Consider the following 18727-nt stretch of genomic DNA (forward strand, 5'->3'; position numbering starts at 1 on the left):
TTGAAGCTATTTGCAGAATTAATCTTATTTACATTGCCAACTAACTTACCTGAGCAGTACTACAATAGTTAATGCAAAATATAAAAATGAGTACATTAATTAATTTCTTTAGAGCTATCCCACATACTGGAATCGAGCCATTTATTACGCCATTCTCTGGGGAAATTTTTATTGCTTCGTGTTTCATAAGATAATTTTGTATAAAAGAATTTCTTTATATTACCATTACTGCTTAAAAATATATAATTTTCGTTGGCCGGCTTATATAAGCTGTCACCAACGGCAGCAACATCCACTAAATCCGGATTAGGACTGATTGTTATTATACTATCATATTTTATTAATACCTTTAAATGAGTAGGTTCAGTATTTCTTACAGCAAACTTCTCAATTATTTTGCCTTTAAAACTATATTTAATTTCATTTACTTTAATCGATACATTATTCGGAATCGTTACAAATACATCAATCAGGTACATTGACAAAAATATAAGTAAGATAGATATAACACCTTTAATAAAAAATTTTGATTTCATTATTTCTTTTATTTTTTTAACTTAAAAAGAATAAAATATAAAAAGTTAATCCTGTCGATTGGATATATTTTACTTATCAGGATAGCGAATGCTTATGAACATTGTCGGCTTTAATAACGTAACCGTGTTTACAGCATGTTACCGCTACTAATACCCTACCACAAAAATATAGTTTTAAACTCAGGTTTAAATTGCTAAACTAAAATACGCTACAATAAAAACTCACGTATACTATATAGGAGTATAGCCCAAAACTAAACTTTACTGCCATAAAGCACTACTTTGGTATAAATTAATTACTTTTGGAGCGATAATACTTTACCAATATGAGCATAAAAAGGCACGACTGGACCAGGGATGAAATTATAGCGCTGTACAACAAGCCGTTGATGGATTTACTGTATGAAGCCGCAAGCATACACCGTGAGCACCACGACCCTAACGTAGTACAGGTAAGCACCCTGCTATCTATAAAAACAGGGGGCTGCCCCGAAGATTGCGGCTATTGCCCGCAGGCTGCACGTTACCATACTAAGGTAGAAGGCAACGACCTTATGAGCGTACAACAGGTTAAAGCACAGGCATTGCGCGCTAAAAGCAGCGGCAGCAGCCGTGTATGTATGGGCGCTGCATGGCGTAACGTTAAAGATGGCCCTGAGTTTGACCAGGTGCTGGAAATGGTACGCACAATAAACAAACTGGATATGGAGGTTTGCTGTACTCTTGGGATGATTACCGAGAATCAGGCGAAGCGCCTTGCCGAAGCCGGTTTGTATGCCTACAACCACAACCTTGACACATCTGAAGAATATTATAAAGAGGTAATTTCTACCCGTGGTTTTGAAGACCGTTTGCAAACCATAGAAAATGTAAGGAAAACGAATGTTACTGTGTGCAGCGGGGGTATTATAGGTATGGGCGAAAGTGTAGAAGACCGTGCAGGCATGCTTGTGGCACTGGCATCGCTTAGTCCGCAGCCCGAATCGGTGCCTATTAATGCACTTGTGGCTGTAGAGGGCACCCCTATGGAGAATGAAAAACCTGTAGAGATATGGGAAATGATACGCATGGTAGCCACTACCCGTATCGTGATGCCGGAAACTCAGGTAAGGCTGTCTGCAGGACGTACAGAGATGAGCCGTGAAGGCCAGGCCATGTGCTTTTTTGCGGGAGCCAATTCTATTTTTGCAGGCGATAAACTGCTTACCACACCAAACCCAAATGTAGACGACGACATGAAAATGTTCGAAATGTTGGGGCTTAAGCCACAAAAACCATTCACTAAAGTATCGCAGCCTAAAACTGTAGAAGCAGAAGATTCGGAATTTACACCACTGGGCGAAAAACCAAGATGGTCGCGACCGGGACATAAAATAGAACGTAACCTGCAGGCTCAGGCTACAGGCAAAGTAGAAGCTGAAGCTGACTCTATTTAATTACACCTATTTATATGATATACTAAACTCCGCAATTGCGGAGTTTTTTTGTGCCTTATCTTAACAAAACTTCGTTTGGCAACTTTACGTTTTTGGCTGCAAACTAACAATCTCAGGAATTTAACACTGTAGCTTTTTTATAAAATTCAATTTTATGTCCAATACTCCGCTCATACATAAGGCTATTCCCCTTCATCAAAATTAATTTTGCAAAGATTAACTTACAAGTAAACATTACCAAATTTCATTTGTAAAAACAATTAGTCTATTTTACAGCAAAGAGACTAATTGCGAAATTCAAACAAAAAATCTCAACATTCAATATAAGCTTCTTTATTACCAAAACTAAGGGTTACTACAACCATTTCGTAAATCAAACAGTTTAATTTTTAGAGCATTACACTTTTATACAGTAAAAAAGGGATTTATACTAAATAACAATATCTCATAAAAACACATGTATTATTATAAGTAAATAAATTTAACACCTAAATATTTTTAGTATCGCTATTTTTTGTATTATTGTATGATAGTATAGTATAGAACAACAACCCTCTTTAATTAATACTTAAACAAACATTTATGTATGCTAAAAAAACTATTTTAATGGGCATGCGCAGCAAAAATATATTTGCAGCAGCAATGCTATTTTTAGGCCTGACCGGTTTTGCACAAACCTATGAGGCCGAGAACGGAACCCGCGAGGGCAATGCAGATGTACAAACCTGCGACTCCTGCTCCGGCTCTATTGTGGGCAACCTGAGCGACACCAGCACTGTAACTATTGCGGTAAATACTTCTGCCGCAGGCTGGTACAACATGCAGGTATTTTACTGCACCGGCGACCCGCGAACTTTTAAAATCACACCGGGCAATGGCCCTGCGCTTATTGTACCGGTGCCGGCATCTGGCGGGTGGAGCACTGCCGCCTCTCAAAATGTTAGCATTTACCTTAATGCAGGTAATACTAACATAGTGTTTGCAAGCCCGTCTTATGGACCAAACCTTGATAAAATAGTAATATCGCCCATAACCGAAACACAACTGCAAACCATAAACTTTGGTACCAATAACCAGATAGTGTACAACACTACCAGCAAAACCTACAGCCTGGTTTTTGATGGTGTTACAGCAATAAGTGGCGCATCGGCATTTGCAAAAGGTAACGAATCTAATGTAAGTACAGCTTACAGCAATGTAACGTATGCCTCTGAAAGTTTTACAGATAACATAGGCAGCGGAACCAAGCATACGTTTACCCTTACAGGTGGCTTTAATACTAACATGCAGCAAATGTTTTATACTTATAACGGCAGCGAATATGTTGCCGTACAGGTAGCCTTAGCAGGCAGCGGCGCTAACTGCTACAGTATGTCTCCGCTTACAAGCTATAACGTAAGCCCTGATTTGGGCGGTGGCGATACACGCGCTCTTTTAGTTCCTTATGATAATGACGCCTGGGTGCGATACAATGCAGTAAACCTTGGCGGGGCAGATTTTACCGGTAGTGAGGTTACAAACATATACAGCAACGATACCCGCCACGGCCTTGTAATAGGATCTGTAGATAACAGCCGCTGGAAAACCGGTATTAATGTACTTGGCGCAGGGGCATCATCGGCTTACGTATCTGTAATTAATGGATATACAAACAATAACCTTACCCGCGATGGCCGTGGCCACGGATGGGTAAACATAGGCCTTGACTACTGCGATTCGCCAAAGGTTTTAATAACCGCAAATAACGACTGGAGAGCCGCATTTGATACTTATGGCGAAGTTAGTGCACTTTCTCAGCCTAAATACACCTACGACTGGACAGCAGGCAAACCTATGGGCTGGAACAGCTGGGGTGCCATACAACAACAAATTAACCTTGTAAAAGCCAAGGCCGTTACCGATTTTTTCCAGAATGATGTACCCACTTTCCGTACCGAAGACAACACATTATATATTGACCTTGACTCCTACTGGGATAATATGACCGATGCACAGTTAGCCGAATTTGCCGCTTACTGCACTGCACGCGGAATGAAACCGGGTATTTACTGGGCTCCGTTTGTAGATTGGGGCATGTTTGCCCGCCCTATAGAAGGCAGCTCTTACAACTACTCGCAAACATGGACAAGAATTAACGATGCTACTTTTACATTAGACGGTTCTTATGCCATGGACCCTACCCACCCTGCCACACAGGCAAGGATAACATACTTTATAAACCGCTTTATAAATGCTGGTTTTAAAATGGTGAAATTTGACTTTTTAACACATGCCAGTCTTGAAGCTGACAGTTATTATGACTGGGAAGTACACACCGGTATGGAAGCCTACCACCAGGGAATGAAATTTCTTACCGATGCTGTGGGCAACCACATGATGATAGAAGCTTCTATATGCCCTAACATGTCTACAGGCCCATACGCCCACATGCGCCGTATTGCCTGCGACGGTTATGGTAGTATAGGCGATACAGAGTATACGCTTAACAGCACCACATACGCATGGTGGCAAAATAAAATGTATGATTATATGGATGCCGATAATGTAGTTTTTGGCAACTATTCTGAAGGGGTTAACCGTGCACGTTATACATCGAGCATTGTAACCGGCACCATTACTGTAGGAGATGATTATTCTACTACCGGGCCATGGGTGGCAAGAGCACAGTCTTTATTGCAAAATCCGGAGGTGCTTGCCGTAGCACAAGGCGATATGCATTTTAAACCTGCCGACGGAAACACAGGTAATACAGCTTCGCAAATATTTTACACCACGCAAAACAACATTACTTATGTTGCGGTATTTAACTACAGCAACAGTAATGCAGATATGAATATAGACCTTGCGCGCCTGGGCCTTACAGGCAGCTATACAGCAACAGAGCTGTACTCTGGCACCATTACCACAGGCTCAGGGTCATTAAGTTTTACACTCCCTGCATCAGATGCGCACATTTATAAAATTACCGGCGCAACTGCAGGTACAGACGGAAATGTTTTAGCAAAGGCTACCAGTTCTTTATTCCCTAACCCGGCAACAAGCAGCTTTAAAATTAAATTTGCAGCCCCTGTAAGCGGCAATGCAGCCATTACCGTGAGCGATCTTGGCGGCAAGCAGCTATGGAGCACTAACATTAGTGTTAACGGTAACACAAGCCCAGAAATACCTGTTAGCAACCTTGCAAAAGGTTTTTACCTTGTTACAGTTACCACAGCACAGCAGGGCACATTAAACTTTAAATTTATTAAGCAATAATAGTTTTCTCAGATTAATTTTGTGGAATGTCCGGGTCGCAAGGCCCGGATATTTTTTTTGTATCAATAATTTGCCATACCCTACAACAATTATGGCAAACCATACCAATATTTTGAGCTAACCATTTATATTTGCTGCAACAAATTATCATAATACAATGAAATTAAAACTGCTACTATTAGTACTTGCCTGCCAGGGGGTTTTTGCGCAAACCATACAAATGAACAGTGTAGACAAAAATACCGGCACAAGGACAATTATTACCAATAACCATAAAACAGGCGAACTTGCCCCGGACGATAGTATTGTGCGCAACGGACTGGTTTTTTTTTCGGCAGGGTACCAACATATAAATAAATCAGGCAACAATACCGACGTGTATTTTATAGAGCTTAACATTGTGCACAAAGACAACACCATGGGTTGCCTTAAAGATGGTGAGGGCAAAATAATTATTACGTTTGAAGATGGCACTACAGCAGAATGTTCGCAGATATCTGAAACAGATTGCGACCCTGTAGGCTACAATACAGCCTTTGCTTTGATGCCTAAAAAAGGTACATCGGCAATTATGAAGCAAAATTTTGACAAGCTTTTAACCACCGAAATTAAAACGATCAAGGTTTTTACCACCGAAAAGTCGCCTTCGTTTACCGTAAAAACAGTTTCGAAACCTTACATCATGAAGCATTTTGCCCTTTTAGACAAGACAATAAAGGCTTCTTTATAAAATATCACTTTAAACAAAACTGTGTTTCAGCCACTTAAAAAAAACATGAAATTTTATTTGGAAACATTGAAGGAATGCCGTAATATTGCACTCAGAAAACCGGTCCTATAGCTCAGCTGGTTAGAGCACCTGACTCATAATCAGGTGGTCCCTGGTTCGAGCCCAGGTGGGACCACTGGAATTACCAAAAGCCTTCACAGCAATGTGGAGGCTTTTTTTTACTATTGTATCCTGAAACGATATTTAATTAATTCCTTAGTGAGCCCGGGAATATCTTTTTTAGCTATTGCATTCCTTACTATTTTTACTGTTGGCAATATACTATACCGTTTATATAGCCTTAAGAAAAAGTACAGACTTGATACATCCACATTAAAAAAGAGATTTATAATTTTCTATAAGCTTTTTACAATAACTTATTTTATAGCCGCTGCATTACTCACTGTACTCGTAACCCTTGTTATAGTGGCTGATACTGATTAAGCTGCTAAAACATCCTATATTATTATTTGTCTATAAATTATTACATTACAGAATTTACTTAGTTTCGTGCAATAAACTATCGATGTCAACTGTCCAATTAATTCTATTTAGAGAAGTTAAAGAAAATTTACTTTTAGAATATAATTTCTTCCTACATATTATTTCCCACTTATTATGCTGAATAACTGTAGAGTCAATAACAAAAAAATACATTTGTTCATTTAAAGAAGACTTAACAAATCTTGGCCAGGCGTCAGATCCGTAAAGCTCTAATTCACTTAACGTTTGTTTAGTAAAATCTCTGGTGAAGTTGTACTTTTCGCTAGTTCCGTCGTAAGAAATCTGTTGAGCATGCTCTATTAATGAATCCTTTGATATAGCTACAAATATTGACTCATTTGTATTATTATTAACTTTTAATCTTGTGTCATATACTTCACGACAGGCAAAAGCCGTAAATATTAAAATAACGCAACATATTTTAATTTTTCTCATAGTTAATTATTATATGCAAGACGCTGTATAATGAAATTTATAAAGGACAAATAAAGTTTAAATGCGGCATGCTCCGGCTTAAGTATGCTGTAAGATAAATAGTTTTGTAAAGGTACATTTACCTTGTTCTACAACCAGGAATAAAATAAAAAAGGGAAAATTTATATAAATTTTCCCTTTTTTGGCCCCCAAAAATACCGTAAAATTTAATTTTACTAATGCTATTTTGGGTAAATATAAAAGCATTTAACGTACCCTGCAAGGTTTTCAGACATAATACACGATTAAATCGGTAAAATGCACGTTTTTAACTAAATTTCAATTTCAGCATATAACCCTGCATGCAATAATTGTAAGAATCGATGTGCTTAATTAATAAGCACGGGCATCGTTACCTTCATAAAAATTAATAAAGGCTTTGTTTACCACACGGTTACCGCCCGGTGTAGGGTAATCTCCGGTAAAATACCAGTCGCCTAAGTTTTTAGGACAGGCAATGTGCAGGTTCTCTACCGTCTGGAAGATAATCTTAACCTCTGCCTTTGTATCTTTAGTAACCAGCAGCTGCGCTATTTTATCGCTAACCTCCTGGTCTGTAAACGGAGCATAAAACTCGGTTACATAGTTTACCACCTCTGTATCGGGCAGGTTTTCCTGCGCTTTACATTTGTTGTACACATCGTGTATAATATGCTCTAAGCCGCGCTCTTTAAGCAACGCAAGCGTAGCCTGAAATGCCACCAAACCTTCCAGCTTGGCCATATCTATACCATAACAGTCAGGGTACCTTATTTGCGGTGCAGATGATACCACAACAATACGTTTAGGGTTTAGCCTGTCCATCATTTTAATGATACTCATTTTTAGCGTGGTACCGCGCACAATAGAGTCGTCTATAATAACAAGGTTGTCTTCGGGCTTTATAACACCATAGGTAACATCATACACGTGTGCCACAAGGTCGTCGCGGCTGCTGTCCTCTGTAATAAAGGTGCGCAGCTTGGCATCTTTAATAGCGATCTTCTCGGTACGAATCTTTACTTTAAGAAGCTCCTCAAGAGTTTCCTCTGTAAGGGTATGGCGGTTTTCTAATATATGTTTGTTCTTGCGCTGGTTAAGGAAATCCTGCGCCGCCTCTACCATACCGTAAAAAGATGTTTCGGCGGTATTTGGTATGTACGAGAACACAGCATTATCGGTATCATTATCAATCGCCTTAAGCACCTGTGGCAATACAAGTTTACCAAGGTCTTTGCGTTCCTGGTATATCTCTGCATCGCTGCCGCGTGAAAAGTAAATACGTTCAAACGAACAGGCCTTTTTAACCGTAGGGGTAATAATTTCTTCTACAGATATTTTCCCGTTCTTTTTAATGATAATGGCATGGCCCGGATCGAGCTCCTGCACGTCTTCAAAATTTACGTTGAAAACCGTTTGTATCACAGGGCGTTCAGATGCTACAACAGCAATTTCATCATCCTGGTAGTAATATGCCGGGCGTATACCTGCCGGGTCGCGGAACACGAACGAGTCGCCGTGGCCTAACATACCCGCCATTGCATAGCCACCATCCCACTGCTTAGAAGCACGCTTAAGGATGCGGGCTATATTAAGCCTGTCGGAAATTTCGGGAGAAGCCTCCTGCTTGCTAAAGCCTTCGTTCTTGCACTGCTGGTACAGGTCAGAAACTTCATCATCTAAGAAATGGCCTATTTTTTCCATTACCGTAACGGTATCTGCAAGCTCTTTAGGGTGCTGGCCAAGCTCTACAAGGCTATCAAAAAGCTGCTTAACATTAGTCATGTTAAAGTTACCGGCTACAATAAGGTTACGGTGCATCCAGTTGTTCTGGCGAAGGAAAGGGTGCACACTCTCTATACTGTTCTTACCAAAGGTACCGTAGCGCACGTGGCCTAAAAATACTTCGCCCAGGTACGGTATCTGGTCTTTTTGTGCCTGCACATCATCTGCATATTCCGGATGATTTGTCATCTCCTCGTTAATGCGGTCGTTTATTTGTGCAAAAACATCCTGTATGGGCTGCTGCTGGTTAGAGCGCACGCGGCTTATGTAGCGCTGGCCGGGTTTAACATCAAGCTTTATGCTTGCAAAGCCTGCACCGTCCTGCCCGCGGTTGTGCTGCTTTTCCATAAGGAGGTACATTTTTTGTATGCCATAAAAAGCTGTACCGTACTTTTCTTTATAATATTCTAATGGCTTTAATAATCGTAACAAAGCAATACCGCATTCGTGTTTTAAAGCGTCGCTCATAATAGTGTGTGTTGTTGTGTGTAATGTAGTTGTATTAAAAAAAGCCCCGCAATGAGGCCTTAGTATTCTTACTTTTAGTCTTCCAGTTCAATATCAAACTGGGTTAGTGTTTTAAACTGTTGCAGGCGTTCGTGCACTTCGCTTTTTTGCAGGCGTTCCATGCGCTGGGTGCCAAACTCCTCTACGCAAAAGGATGCCAGGTTAGAGCCATATATAATTGCATTCTTCATATTATCAAATGATAAGTTTTCACTCTGTGCAATATATCCTGTAAAACCACCGGCAAAGGTATCTCCTGCCCCGGTAGGGTCAAACACTTCTTCTAACGGAAGCGCCGGTGCATAAAACACCTTTTTATCATGAAACAGCAATGCGCCGTGTTCTCCTTTTTTAATTACCACATAAGCAGGGCCCATGGTGTGTATTTTTGCAGCCGCTTTAACCAGGCTATATTCGCCGGTTAGCTGGCGTGCCTCTTCGTCGTTTACAGTAATAACGTCTACACGTTTTATAACCTGCAATAAGTCTGCCAAAGCACAGTCCATCCAAAAGTTCATGGTGTCCAGCACCACAAGCTTAGGCTTAACTGTCATTTGGTCTAACACACCTGTTTGTACAATGGGGTGCAGGTTGCCCAGCATAACCACATCGGCATCGGTAAAGTTAACCGGTACTTTCGGCTGAAAATCGGCCAGTACATTAAGCTGTGTATCCAGTGTATCGCGACTGTTAAGGTCGTTATGGTAACGGCCGCTCCAAAAAAACGTTTTGCCGCCTTTTACAATTTCTATAGCAGATATATCAATACCCCTGTTGGTTAAAAGGTCAAGGTATTCCTGTGGGAAATCTTCGCCTACAACTGACACAATGGCCGACTGTACATTAAAAAATGAAGCCGAAAGGCCTATGTAAGTAGCAGCACCACCAAGTATTTTATCGGTCTTGCCAAAAGGCGTCTCTATAGCATCAAAAGCTACAGTACCCACAATGAGTAATTTGTTCATAAACTGGAGTCGGTTTTAAAGGCGCAAAGATAATGCATTAGTTGCACAGAAGCAATATGCAAACTATCAATTTAAATTATGGCGGGATAGAGGCTGATAATGTATTTTTTATACATTTACTTTTACATATATAGTATTATGTTTTTTAAACGAAAGAAATTGAGTGAGATTGAGTTTGCTGCCAAATTCCTTATTGCGCTACAGAAAAAAATTAAAGGAATCGAAGTTATTTTAATAAATGACCTTGAGATTACAACAAAGTATAAAGGAGATCAGAGCATGCACTTTCTTGATAATGCATATAGCGAATATAGCAGGGAAAGTAAAGATTTGAAAAATATAATAAATAAATATGTTGATGCTTCAGCTGCAATGTACACTGATAGAGAAAGAAAGATTAGCATAGAGCAAATAGTCCCTATCATTAAAGACAAACGTTTTATAGCGGGCTTAAAAGAACTTAACCCTAATTTTGAAACCAAGCATATTTATGAGCCGTACAATAGCGAACTATATATTTTTTATGCAGCAGACACAGAATACAATATTCATTACCTACAGCCGAATGAATTAGCCGAATTAGGAATTAAAAAGGATGAATTAAGACAGATTGCCACAACGAATCTTAAAAATCTTCTTGAAATTAAACGACATGGAAGCGAAACATTATTTATGATTATTGCCGGCGGCACTTATGAAGCCAGTGTAATTCTAATGGATATTTGGGATAAAGAAACATTTCCTGTTTACGGCAATGTTGTTATTGGCATACCTTCCAGAGATATGCTGCTAATTACTGGCTCACAAGATTCAGAAGGCCTGCACAAATTATATGATATGGTAGCACGTACAAATGAAGAAGGTGATCACTTAGTGTCTGAACAGCTTTTCGAATTAAAAGATGGAAAATTTGAATTATTGACTTTAAATAATTAACCATGACCCAACTAACAAGCGAACAAATAAAAGAAATTGCAGATGAGCTGCACACCGGCATGCAATGCTACCTTAATACTAAAACAGGCGAACTTATTTTTGTACCTAACGAAGATCTTATTGATGATGTGGCACCGTGGAAAGACGCTTATAAAAAACTGGAAAACAACTACAGCTACCAGGAAATAGAAAGGCCGGGATCTAAAGAGCAGTTTACCATTATGGAAGATTTTGCCATTGCCCTGCCCGACGGAAAATTTAAACAGGAATTGTATGATATACTGGACGACGAAAAGCCTTTCAGGAATTTTAAAAAAGCGATCGAAAGATCGGAGGTACGCAATGACTGGTTTGCCTTTAACAACCAGAAGCTTATAGAATGGGTTGAAGAAGAGGTAAGGACTATTTTAGAGCGTGCCCACGACGAAGGTTAAAGCATGCAGCACACTGTTATGCCAAAGCTAATTTTTGATTAACCTAAAAAACAAATATTGTAAGAAATTATATCTTTTTTTATGCAGATTACAAAAAAGAGCGTAAATATTTAATATTCAAATGTTAAATATGACCATTACAGTAATTTTGTATGTACTATAACGTTATATTTAACGCAGCATTCACACTGCTTCACTCAAATTAATATTAACTTTAAGTACACCTTAAAAAAATCGACTATGTTACCTTACATCAAAACACAGAAAGAGAGTAATGAGATTTCTAACAAATTATTCATAATAATACTGGCAAGTAGTGTATTACCTGCTATAGCAGTTGGTGCTTTTGTATTATATGTTGTTGGAATCTAAAAAAGTACAGTTGTTTTTTATGAGCAGGCCAGATAGCTATATGTGCCTTCCCTCCTGCTCATAAAAAGCATCTATATTAAGCACCGGCTGCATAGATGCCATAACGGCAAGCTGGTCGCACCTTTCGTTTTGCGGGTGGTTGTTATGCCCTTTTATCCACTTAAAATCTACCTTATGCTGGCGGTATATTTTAAGGAAACGCTTCCACAGGTCGGGGTTCTTTCTCCCCACAAAACCTTTTTTCTCCCAGCCTAATACCCACTTTTTTTCTACCGAGTCTACCACATACTTAGAGTCGCTTACCACAAGCACGCTCATTCCGGGTGCCTTTAATTTTTCAAGCCCTACAATTACGGCAAGCAGCTCCATACGGTTGTTTGTAGTAAGCCTGAAGCCCTCGTAAAACTCTTTACGGTAGGCCTGCCCCACAAGCTCCATGACCACGCCATAGCCCCCGGGACCGGGATTACCCTTGGCAGCGCCATCTGTATATATATGTATTTGATGAGACATTTAGATTTGTTGGATTTCAGATTTTAGATTTTAGATTTCAGATTGAACTTCACTCGTATGTTAAGTTTATTACTACTCCCTTAAAGGAACCGCTGTAAGTTTTATACTTTTAATTACTTCGTTAAACAATACAGAATTATCCTCTTTGTTCACTTGCTCTACAAAAAAGAGCGAAATGTAATATTCTCCTCTATAGATATATACAATCTTGTTATGCATTTTAATGTGCTCTTTTTCATTTAGGTCAATATCATAAGTAGCTGTCAAAACCCAAACTTTTGTGTTATCTACATTCATTATCTCTGGCTCTGTAGCTGTATAGGTTTTCATAACTTCTTTTATCTTTTCGGATGAATGGAGTATGTAAAACTTAAAATCATCAAAACTCTTTACTTTAGCAGGTCTTAAGGCTACGTTAATTGTAGGTGAAAAACCTTGAACTACTTGCGGATCGTATTTATAAAACCCTACAAATTTAGATGCTCCATTTAAACTTTTAAGAAAAGCTTCCATCTGATCTTTAGAAAATTTATCATTGTCAATGTTTTTTATGACTTCACCATCCTGGCTTTTAAACCATCCTTTAGGCGCATCCATTGCAAACCCTAAAGACTTTAACTCTAAATGTTCCTGTGCAAAAACCGTAGTAGCCGCTAAAAATAGCAGCACTAAAAAATAAGTTGTTTTCATACTTTGTATCTAACAGTCTAAAATCTAATTACCTAACAACAACTCCTCAATAACCCTCGGGAAATGTTCATGCTCCAGCGCAAGTACTTTTAGCGATACCTCTTCGGGCGACAGGCACTCCTCAATAGCTACTGTTTTTTGATAGATCACGTTGCCTTCATCATAATTATCGTTTACATAATGTATGGTAATGCCGCTTTCCTTCTCTTTATTTTCATGAACGGCGCGGTGCACGTGTATACCATACATACCCTTGCCGCCATAGTGTGGCAAAAGCGCAGGGTGAATGTTTATTACCCGCCCCGGGTATGCCGCAATAATATCTGCAGGGAATTTTAAAAGGAAGCCTGCCAGCACAATAAGGTGCGGGTTAAATGCCTGCACATGGCGCAGCACAAAGCCGTTGCTTAGTTCCTCTTTAGTAAACACCAGCGTGGGCACGTTGTATTGTGCCGCTTTTTGCAAAACACCGGCGTTTGCATTGTTTGTAAGCACTAATGCGACGTTTACCGTTTTACTTTGTAAGAAATAACTCATAATTTGTTCGGCATTCGAGCCTCCGCCCGATGCAAAAAGCACTATATTTTTCATTTGAAAGTCGATTTCATTTTGCAAAAAAAAGAATAATATCCTGCAAAATAACGCTCTTTTCACATTAATGTAAAATTAATTTTTTACTTTAGTACTCACATTTTTTAGTAACCATGCGGTTTTAAGATAAAGTTTTTTATTTTTGCCGTTCAATTTAAATTCTAAAATTAAAGATTATGTCAGACATTGCATCAAGAGTAAAAGCGATTATCGTAGACAAATTAGGTGTTGACGAAAACGAAGTTGTAACAGAAGCAAGCTTCACAAACGATTTAGGGGCTGATTCATTAGACACTGTTGAGCTTATTATGGAGTTTGAAAAAGAATTTGATATTCAGATTCCGGATGATCAGGCTGAGAACATCTCTACTGTTGGTCAGGCTATTTCTTACATAGAAGAAGCAAAAAAATAATAAATACCTAACATCCATGTAGCCTTAAAATTACATGGATGTTATTATTTATTAGGCTCTTATACAGCCTTTTACTGTTAAAATACAAAATGCCGGGCATTGCCACAGGCTTTATACTATACAAGTGCCCATGTTTTCTTAACTTATTACTGTTTAAAGAGATGCATGGGTATTGTTTTATAATTTAAAACTATAAAATTAACTTTATGAAATTAAGGAGAGTTGTGGTTACCGGTCTGGGCGCGCTAACCCCTATAGGCAATACCGTACAGGAGTACTGGGATAGCCTTATAAACGGTGTGAGCGGTGCAGCACCCATTACATATTTTGACACCACTAACTTTAAAACCAAATTTGCCTGCGAAGTTAAAAATTTCAATGTTGAAGATTTTATAGACCGTAAGGAAGCACGCAAAATGGACCGTTATGCACAATATGCCGTTGTTGCTACCGAAGAAGCCGTAAAAGATGCCGCTTTTGACTTTGAAACTCTTGACAAAGACAGGGTAGGCGTTATTTGGGGTTCTGGTATAGGTGGGTTAGAAACATTTCAGGACGAGGTTGTAAACTGGTCTAACGGTAATGGAACGCCTAAGTTTAACCCGTTCTTTATACCTAAAATGATCGCCGATATTGCAGGAGGCCACATCTCTATAAAATATGGTTTCCGCGGGCCTAACTTTACTACGGTATCTGCCTGTGCATCATCTACAAATGCTATGATAGATGCGTTTAACTATATTCGCCTTGGCCATGCCGATGTTATTGTAACCGGCGGCAGCGAGGCTGCTGTAACCATTGCAGGTATGGGCGGCTTTAACGCCATGCACGCACTATCTACCCGTAACGACGACCCTGCTACGGCAAGCCGCCCTATGGATAAAGACCGCGAAGGTTTTGTACTGGGCGAAGGTGCAGGCTCACTTATTCTTGAAGAGTATGAGCACGCCATTGCAAGGGGAGCAAAAATATACTGCGAAGTAGGCGGTGGTGGTATGAGCGCAGATGCGCACCATATTACTGCACCACACCCCGAAGGCCTTGGCGCGCGCAACGTTATGCGCAACTGCCTTAGGGATGCAGGGCTTAACCCGGAAGATGTAGATGCTGTAAACATGCATGGTACAAGCACACCCCTTGGCGATATTGCAGAGAGTAAGGCTATTATAGAGGTTTTTGGCGAGCATGCTTACAAGCTTAACCTTAACTCTACAAAATCTATGACGGGGCACCTTCTTGGTGCAGCAGGCGCTATAGAAACCATATCGTGCATATTATCTATTAAGCATGGTATTGTACCGCCTACCATTAACCATTTTACAGATGACGAGAACATAGACCCTAAGCTTAACTTTACCTTTAACAAAGCCCAAAAAAGGGATGTTAAGGTAGTAATGAGCAATACATTTGGGTTTGGAGGCCACAATGCCTGCGTACTTATCAAAAAACTTGAAGCATAATATACAATCCTTATTATGGGCTTCTTTAAAAATATATTCTCTAAATCCCGCCATACCCCTCAGGAAGGCGGGATTTTTTTTACAGAAATGCAAAATATCCTTGGCTTTGCCCCACTGGATATAAACCATTATATAAAGGCATTTACCCACCGGTCGTCTAACAAACTGGATGATAAAGGCTTTCCTATAAACTACGAAAGGCTGGAGTTTTTAGGCGATGCCATGTTAGGATCTGTAATTGCGGCGCACCTGTTTAACGAGGTACCTACCGGCGACGAAGGTTACCTTACCAAGATGCGCTCTAAAATTGTAAGCCGCGAGCATCTTAATGAGCTGGGCCGCGACCTTAACCTTATAAAATGGGTAGAGAGCAAAGTATCTACACAACACTTTGGCGAGAACATACACGGCAACCTTTTTGAGGCTTTAATAGGCGCTATATACTTAGACCGTGGCTTTGAGGGCTGCGAGCAGTTTATAAAGAAAAAAGTTATTGTACCCTATGTAGACATCCCTAAACTGGAGGGCAAGGTTATAAGCTACAAAAGCCTTGTAATAGAGTGGTGCCAAAAAGAGAAAAAAACATTTCACTTTGAGGTTTATGAAGATAACGGTATAGAGGGGCAAAAGCATTTTGGCGTTAAATTAAAAATAGACGGCGAGATTATAGCCCGTGCCCGTGCCACCTCTAAAAAGAAAGCCGAAGAAAAAGCAGCCCAAAGAGCATTTTTCGCATTTCAGGAAAAAATTAACAAAAAATAAATCAACCCTGTTGATTACTACAACGTTTTCGAGAAAAAAATAGCGTTAACTTAATTTTAAGACTATACATTCTAAGTTATAAATACTATATTTACATCTTATTTGGATGTAAGTTATGGCTATACACAAATTAATGATTGACGATTTTGTTAGTGTCGATTATACGTTAATCGCCATTCATTCGTCTTTAGAAGATTACCGCCTGGCTTATTTTATAAACCGTGAGTTAGAAATAAGGCTGCAAAAATGCCCAAAAGGTATTAGCTTTAAGCAAAAGGAACATGAAAGCACCGCTTATTTTTCCAGGTATATTTTTGAAGACGATGACAACGATGCTGCCTGGAACCTCATCCAAAATAAAAACAGTATAGTAAGCACACAAACAACTACTATATCATCGCTTTTTTCGGGAGAAGAGCATGCCGGTTTTACCAGCGTTTACTTCCTGCCCGAACTTAAAACAGTAGATTACATACTTAAGGTAGAAAATACTGAAACAGAAGATGATGATGTAATTAACGGTCTGCTGGCTATAAAACATATTGCTATAGCCTATAAAATAGACCACTATAAACTTAAATCGAAAAATAACTTAATTTTTTAAGAGAATGCCGACAAAAAAGAAAACTAAAATTGTAGCCACGTTAGGCCCTGCATGCAGCACTAAAGAAGTCATTAAAGATATGATAGAAGCTGGTGTAAACGTGTTCAGGATAAACTTTTCCCATGCTGATTATACCGATGTTAAAGAGCGTATAGACATCATTAGAGGCCTTAACGAAGAGTTTGGTTACAATGCCTCTATACTTGCCGACTTACAGGGACCTAAACTTCGTGTAGGTGTTATGACAGAAGGTGTGGTTGTAAACAAAGGTGACATTATTACCTTTCAGACTGCCGAGGATGTTATAGGTACTGCTGATAGAGTTTATATGAACTACAAACAGTTTCCTAACGATGTAAACCCTGGCGAAAGAATTCTTCTTGATGACGGTAAACTTATGTTTGAGGTTATTGAGACTAACAAAATAGACGAGGTTAAAACTGTAGTTGTACAGGGCGGCCCGCTTAAATCTAAAAAAGGAGTTAACCTGCCTAACACAAAAGTATCTTTACCGGCACTTACAGAGAAAGATATAAGGGATGCTATCTTTGCCATTGGCGAAAAAGTAGACTGGTTAGCACTTTCTTTTGTACGTACTCCAAGAGACTTACAGGACCTGCAGGAATTAATTGCTGAACATACAGACGTTAAAATTCCTATTATTGCTAAAATAGAGAAACCGGAAGCGGTAGAGAACATAGACAAAATTGTTGCTTTTTGCGATGGCCTTATGGTAGCGCGTGGCGACCTTGGTGTAGAGGTTCCTGCACAGGAAGTACCACTTATACAAAAATTACTTATTAACCGTGCTAAAACGGCACGTATACCGGTAATTGTTGCTACACAAATGATGGAGACCATGATTACAAGCCTTACGCCTACAAGGGCAGAGGTTAATGACGTGGCTAACTCTGTTATGGATGGTGCCGATGCGGTAATGCTATCCGGCGAAACATCTGTAGGTATGTACCCTGTAGAGGTTATCGAGAAAATGTCTCAGATAATTCTTGCTGTAGAAGATTCTCCGCTTATCACGGTGCCTCAAAACACACCACAGGTGCGTACAAAACGTTTCATTACAAAATCTATATGCTACCACGCTGCCCAAATGGCAAACGTTATTAAGGCTAAAGCTATATCTACACTTACTAACAGTGGTTATACAGCTTTCCAGATATCGGCATGGAGGCCGTCTGCAGATATTTTAGTATTTACAGATAACAAAAGGATCGTTACACAAATGAGCCTTTTATGGGGTGTTACCGCTTTTTATTATGACAAAGCCCTTAGTACTGACGAAACTGTAGACGATGTTAACGCTATAGCACAGGAAAAAGGTTATGTACAAAAAGGAGATATCCTTATTAACCTTGCCGCAATGCCAGTTACAGAGCGCGGTATGGTTAACACACTTAGGGTATCTGAAATAGCATAAGTTTATTACCTATCCGTTTTATATAGTAGAAGCTGTCCCGTAAAAAGGACAGCTTTTTTTGTATACTTTTTGTACTTAACTACTTTTTCAAACCCCTATCTTTATCACAGGTATTATAGTTCAATGTATTTAAGTATGTAACGCAAAGTCGCAGAGCCGCAAAGCAGGGAATGAACACATTTCAGTCGCTGTAAAACATACCGGTTTGGGATACAAACTTTACGGCTCTGCGACTTTGCATGACAAAATATTGGACTATTAATATTCATAATTGGTAGTATTCTTTATAACCTATTTTTACAATCGC

The 18727-nt window shown here is 39.4% G+C and carries 17 protein-coding genes and 1 tRNA gene; 11 read left to right on the forward strand and 7 right to left on the reverse strand.

Annotated elements, in window-relative coordinates:
- Nucleotides 1-95: 95 nt before the first annotated feature.
- On the reverse strand, nucleotides 96-536 hold the full coding sequence (locus F565_RS0113810; protein ID WP_020213830.1) for a hypothetical protein: 441 nt from the start codon (nucleotides 534-536) through the stop codon (nucleotides 96-98).
- A gap of 326 nt (nucleotides 537-862) precedes the next feature.
- On the opposite strand from F565_RS0113810, the gene bioB reads away from it, so the two are divergent.
- From bioB to F565_RS0113835, 4 genes are all read left to right on the forward strand, one after another.
- On the forward strand, nucleotides 863-1972 hold the full coding sequence (gene bioB / locus F565_RS0113815) for a biotin synthase BioB (RefSeq protein WP_020213831.1): 1110 nt from the start codon (nucleotides 863-865) through the stop codon (nucleotides 1970-1972).
- A 582-nt stretch (nucleotides 1973-2554) separates the two neighbouring features.
- Complete coding sequence (locus F565_RS0113825; protein ID WP_020213833.1) at nucleotides 2555-5227, forward strand: T9SS type A sorting domain-containing protein; 2673 nt, start codon at nucleotides 2555-2557, stop codon at nucleotides 5225-5227.
- Between the two features lie 157 nt (nucleotides 5228-5384).
- Entirely contained in the window at nucleotides 5385-5957 is a 573-nt protein-coding gene (locus F565_RS0113830; RefSeq protein WP_020213834.1) for a hypothetical protein, read from the forward strand.
- A gap of 101 nt (nucleotides 5958-6058) precedes the next feature.
- A tRNA-Ile gene (locus tag F565_RS0113835) sits at nucleotides 6059-6132 on the forward strand.
- A gap of 362 nt (nucleotides 6133-6494) precedes the next feature.
- Here the strand turns inward: F565_RS0113835 and F565_RS0113845 are convergent.
- The 3 genes from F565_RS0113845 to F565_RS0113860 all read right to left on the reverse strand — a co-directional run bounded on the left by F565_RS0113845 (nucleotide 6495) and on the right by F565_RS0113860 (nucleotide 10210).
- Nucleotides 6495-6935 (reverse strand): hypothetical protein, encoded by a 441-nt coding sequence (locus F565_RS0113845; RefSeq protein ID WP_020213835.1) that lies wholly within the window; start codon nucleotides 6933-6935, stop codon nucleotides 6495-6497.
- Between the two features lie 372 nt (nucleotides 6936-7307).
- On the reverse strand, nucleotides 7308-9206 hold the full coding sequence (locus F565_RS0113855) for an amidophosphoribosyltransferase (RefSeq protein WP_020213837.1): 1899 nt from the start codon (nucleotides 9204-9206) through the stop codon (nucleotides 7308-7310).
- 74 nt (nucleotides 9207-9280) lie between these two features.
- On the reverse strand, nucleotides 9281-10210 hold the full coding sequence (locus tag F565_RS0113860) for a PfkB family carbohydrate kinase (RefSeq protein WP_020213838.1): 930 nt from the start codon (nucleotides 10208-10210) through the stop codon (nucleotides 9281-9283).
- Nucleotides 10211-10369: 159 nt separating this feature from the next.
- Between F565_RS0113860 and F565_RS0113865 the strand changes: the two genes are divergently transcribed.
- Nucleotides 10370-11146 (forward strand): DUF1444 family protein, encoded by a 777-nt coding sequence (locus F565_RS0113865; protein ID WP_169336028.1) that lies wholly within the window; start codon nucleotides 10370-10372, stop codon nucleotides 11144-11146.
- 2 nt (nucleotides 11147-11148) lie between these two features.
- Entirely contained in the window at nucleotides 11149-11580 is a 432-nt protein-coding gene (locus tag F565_RS0113870; RefSeq protein ID WP_020213840.1) for a UPF0158 family protein, read from the forward strand.
- A 408-nt stretch (nucleotides 11581-11988) separates the two neighbouring features.
- On the opposite strand, the gene rnhA is transcribed toward F565_RS0113870, so the two are convergent.
- The 3 genes from rnhA to purN all read right to left on the reverse strand — a co-directional run bounded on the left by rnhA (nucleotide 11989) and on the right by purN (nucleotide 13746).
- Nucleotides 11989-12465, reverse strand: coding sequence for a ribonuclease HI (gene rnhA, locus F565_RS0113880; RefSeq protein WP_020213841.1), 477 nt, complete (start codon nucleotides 12463-12465; stop codon nucleotides 11989-11991).
- A gap of 72 nt (nucleotides 12466-12537) precedes the next feature.
- On the reverse strand, nucleotides 12538-13155 hold the full coding sequence (locus F565_RS0113885) for a hypothetical protein (protein ID WP_020213842.1): 618 nt from the start codon (nucleotides 13153-13155) through the stop codon (nucleotides 12538-12540).
- Between the two features lie 24 nt (nucleotides 13156-13179).
- Nucleotides 13180-13746, reverse strand: coding sequence for a phosphoribosylglycinamide formyltransferase (gene purN / locus F565_RS0113890; protein ID WP_020213843.1), 567 nt, complete (start codon nucleotides 13744-13746; stop codon nucleotides 13180-13182).
- 176 nt (nucleotides 13747-13922) lie between these two features.
- Here purN and F565_RS0113895 point away from each other — a divergent pair, with 176 nt between their 5' ends.
- The 5 genes from F565_RS0113895 (at nucleotide 13923) to pyk (ending at nucleotide 18420) form a co-directional block, all read left to right on the forward strand.
- Nucleotides 13923-14159, forward strand: coding sequence for an acyl carrier protein (locus F565_RS0113895; protein WP_019037482.1), 237 nt, complete (start codon nucleotides 13923-13925; stop codon nucleotides 14157-14159).
- Nucleotides 14160-14365: 206 nt separating this feature from the next.
- On the forward strand, nucleotides 14366-15619 hold the full coding sequence (gene fabF, locus F565_RS0113900; protein ID WP_020213844.1) for a beta-ketoacyl-ACP synthase II: 1254 nt from the start codon (nucleotides 14366-14368) through the stop codon (nucleotides 15617-15619).
- A gap of 15 nt (nucleotides 15620-15634) precedes the next feature.
- Nucleotides 15635-16381: a ribonuclease III gene (gene rnc, locus F565_RS0113905; RefSeq protein WP_020213845.1), complete on the forward strand. Its 747-nt coding sequence runs from the start codon at nucleotides 15635-15637 to the stop codon at nucleotides 16379-16381.
- A 133-nt stretch (nucleotides 16382-16514) separates the two neighbouring features.
- Entirely contained in the window at nucleotides 16515-16985 is a 471-nt protein-coding gene (locus F565_RS0113910) for an IPExxxVDY family protein (RefSeq protein ID WP_169336029.1), read from the forward strand.
- Between the two features lie 4 nt (nucleotides 16986-16989).
- Complete coding sequence (pyk, locus tag F565_RS0113915) at nucleotides 16990-18420, forward strand: pyruvate kinase (RefSeq protein ID WP_020213847.1); 1431 nt, start codon at nucleotides 16990-16992, stop codon at nucleotides 18418-18420.
- Nucleotides 18421-18727: the final 307 nt, after the last annotated feature.

Origin of the sequence: Flavobacterium rivuli WB 3.3-2 = DSM 21788 (assembly GCF_000378485.1) — a bacterium.
GTDB lineage: Bacteria > Bacteroidota > Bacteroidia > Flavobacteriales > Flavobacteriaceae > Flavobacterium > Flavobacterium rivuli.

Excerpts from the sequence above, each read along its gene's own strand:
- F565_RS0113860 (WP_020213838.1), bottom strand. The coding sequence starts at position 10,210 with ATGAACAAATTACTCATTGTGGGTACTGTAGCTTTTGATGCTATAGAG.
- F565_RS0113855 (WP_020213837.1), bottom strand. The coding sequence starts at position 9,206 with ATGAGCGACGCTTTAAAACACGAATGCGGTATTGCTTTGTTACGATTA.
- F565_RS0113810 (WP_020213830.1), bottom strand. The coding sequence starts at position 536 with ATGAAATCAAAATTTTTTATTAAAGGTGTTATATCTATCTTACTTATA.
- bioB (WP_020213831.1), top strand. The coding sequence starts at position 863 with ATGAGCATAAAAAGGCACGACTGGACCAGGGATGAAATTATAGCGCTG.
- F565_RS0113895 (WP_019037482.1), top strand. The coding sequence starts at position 13,923 with ATGTCAGACATTGCATCAAGAGTAAAAGCGATTATCGTAGACAAATTA.
- F565_RS0113870 (WP_020213840.1), top strand. The coding sequence starts at position 11,149 with ATGACCCAACTAACAAGCGAACAAATAAAAGAAATTGCAGATGAGCTG.
- fabF (WP_020213844.1), top strand. The coding sequence starts at position 14,366 with ATGAAATTAAGGAGAGTTGTGGTTACCGGTCTGGGCGCGCTAACCCCT.
- rnc (WP_020213845.1), top strand. The coding sequence starts at position 15,635 with ATGGGCTTCTTTAAAAATATATTCTCTAAATCCCGCCATACCCCTCAG.
- F565_RS0113910 (WP_169336029.1), top strand. The coding sequence starts at position 16,515 with ATGATTGACGATTTTGTTAGTGTCGATTATACGTTAATCGCCATTCAT.
- F565_RS0113825 (WP_020213833.1), top strand. The coding sequence starts at position 2,555 with ATGTATGCTAAAAAAACTATTTTAATGGGCATGCGCAGCAAAAATATA.
- pyk (WP_020213847.1), top strand. The coding sequence starts at position 16,990 with ATGCCGACAAAAAAGAAAACTAAAATTGTAGCCACGTTAGGCCCTGCA.
- F565_RS0113885 (WP_020213842.1), bottom strand. The coding sequence starts at position 13,155 with ATGAAAACAACTTATTTTTTAGTGCTGCTATTTTTAGCGGCTACTACG.
- F565_RS0113830 (WP_020213834.1), top strand. The coding sequence starts at position 5,385 with ATGAAATTAAAACTGCTACTATTAGTACTTGCCTGCCAGGGGGTTTTT.
- rnhA (WP_020213841.1), bottom strand. The coding sequence starts at position 12,465 with ATGTCTCATCAAATACATATATATACAGATGGCGCTGCCAAGGGTAAT.
- F565_RS0113845 (WP_020213835.1), bottom strand. The coding sequence starts at position 6,935 with ATGAGAAAAATTAAAATATGTTGCGTTATTTTAATATTTACGGCTTTT.
- purN (WP_020213843.1), bottom strand. The coding sequence starts at position 13,746 with ATGAAAAATATAGTGCTTTTTGCATCGGGCGGAGGCTCGAATGCCGAA.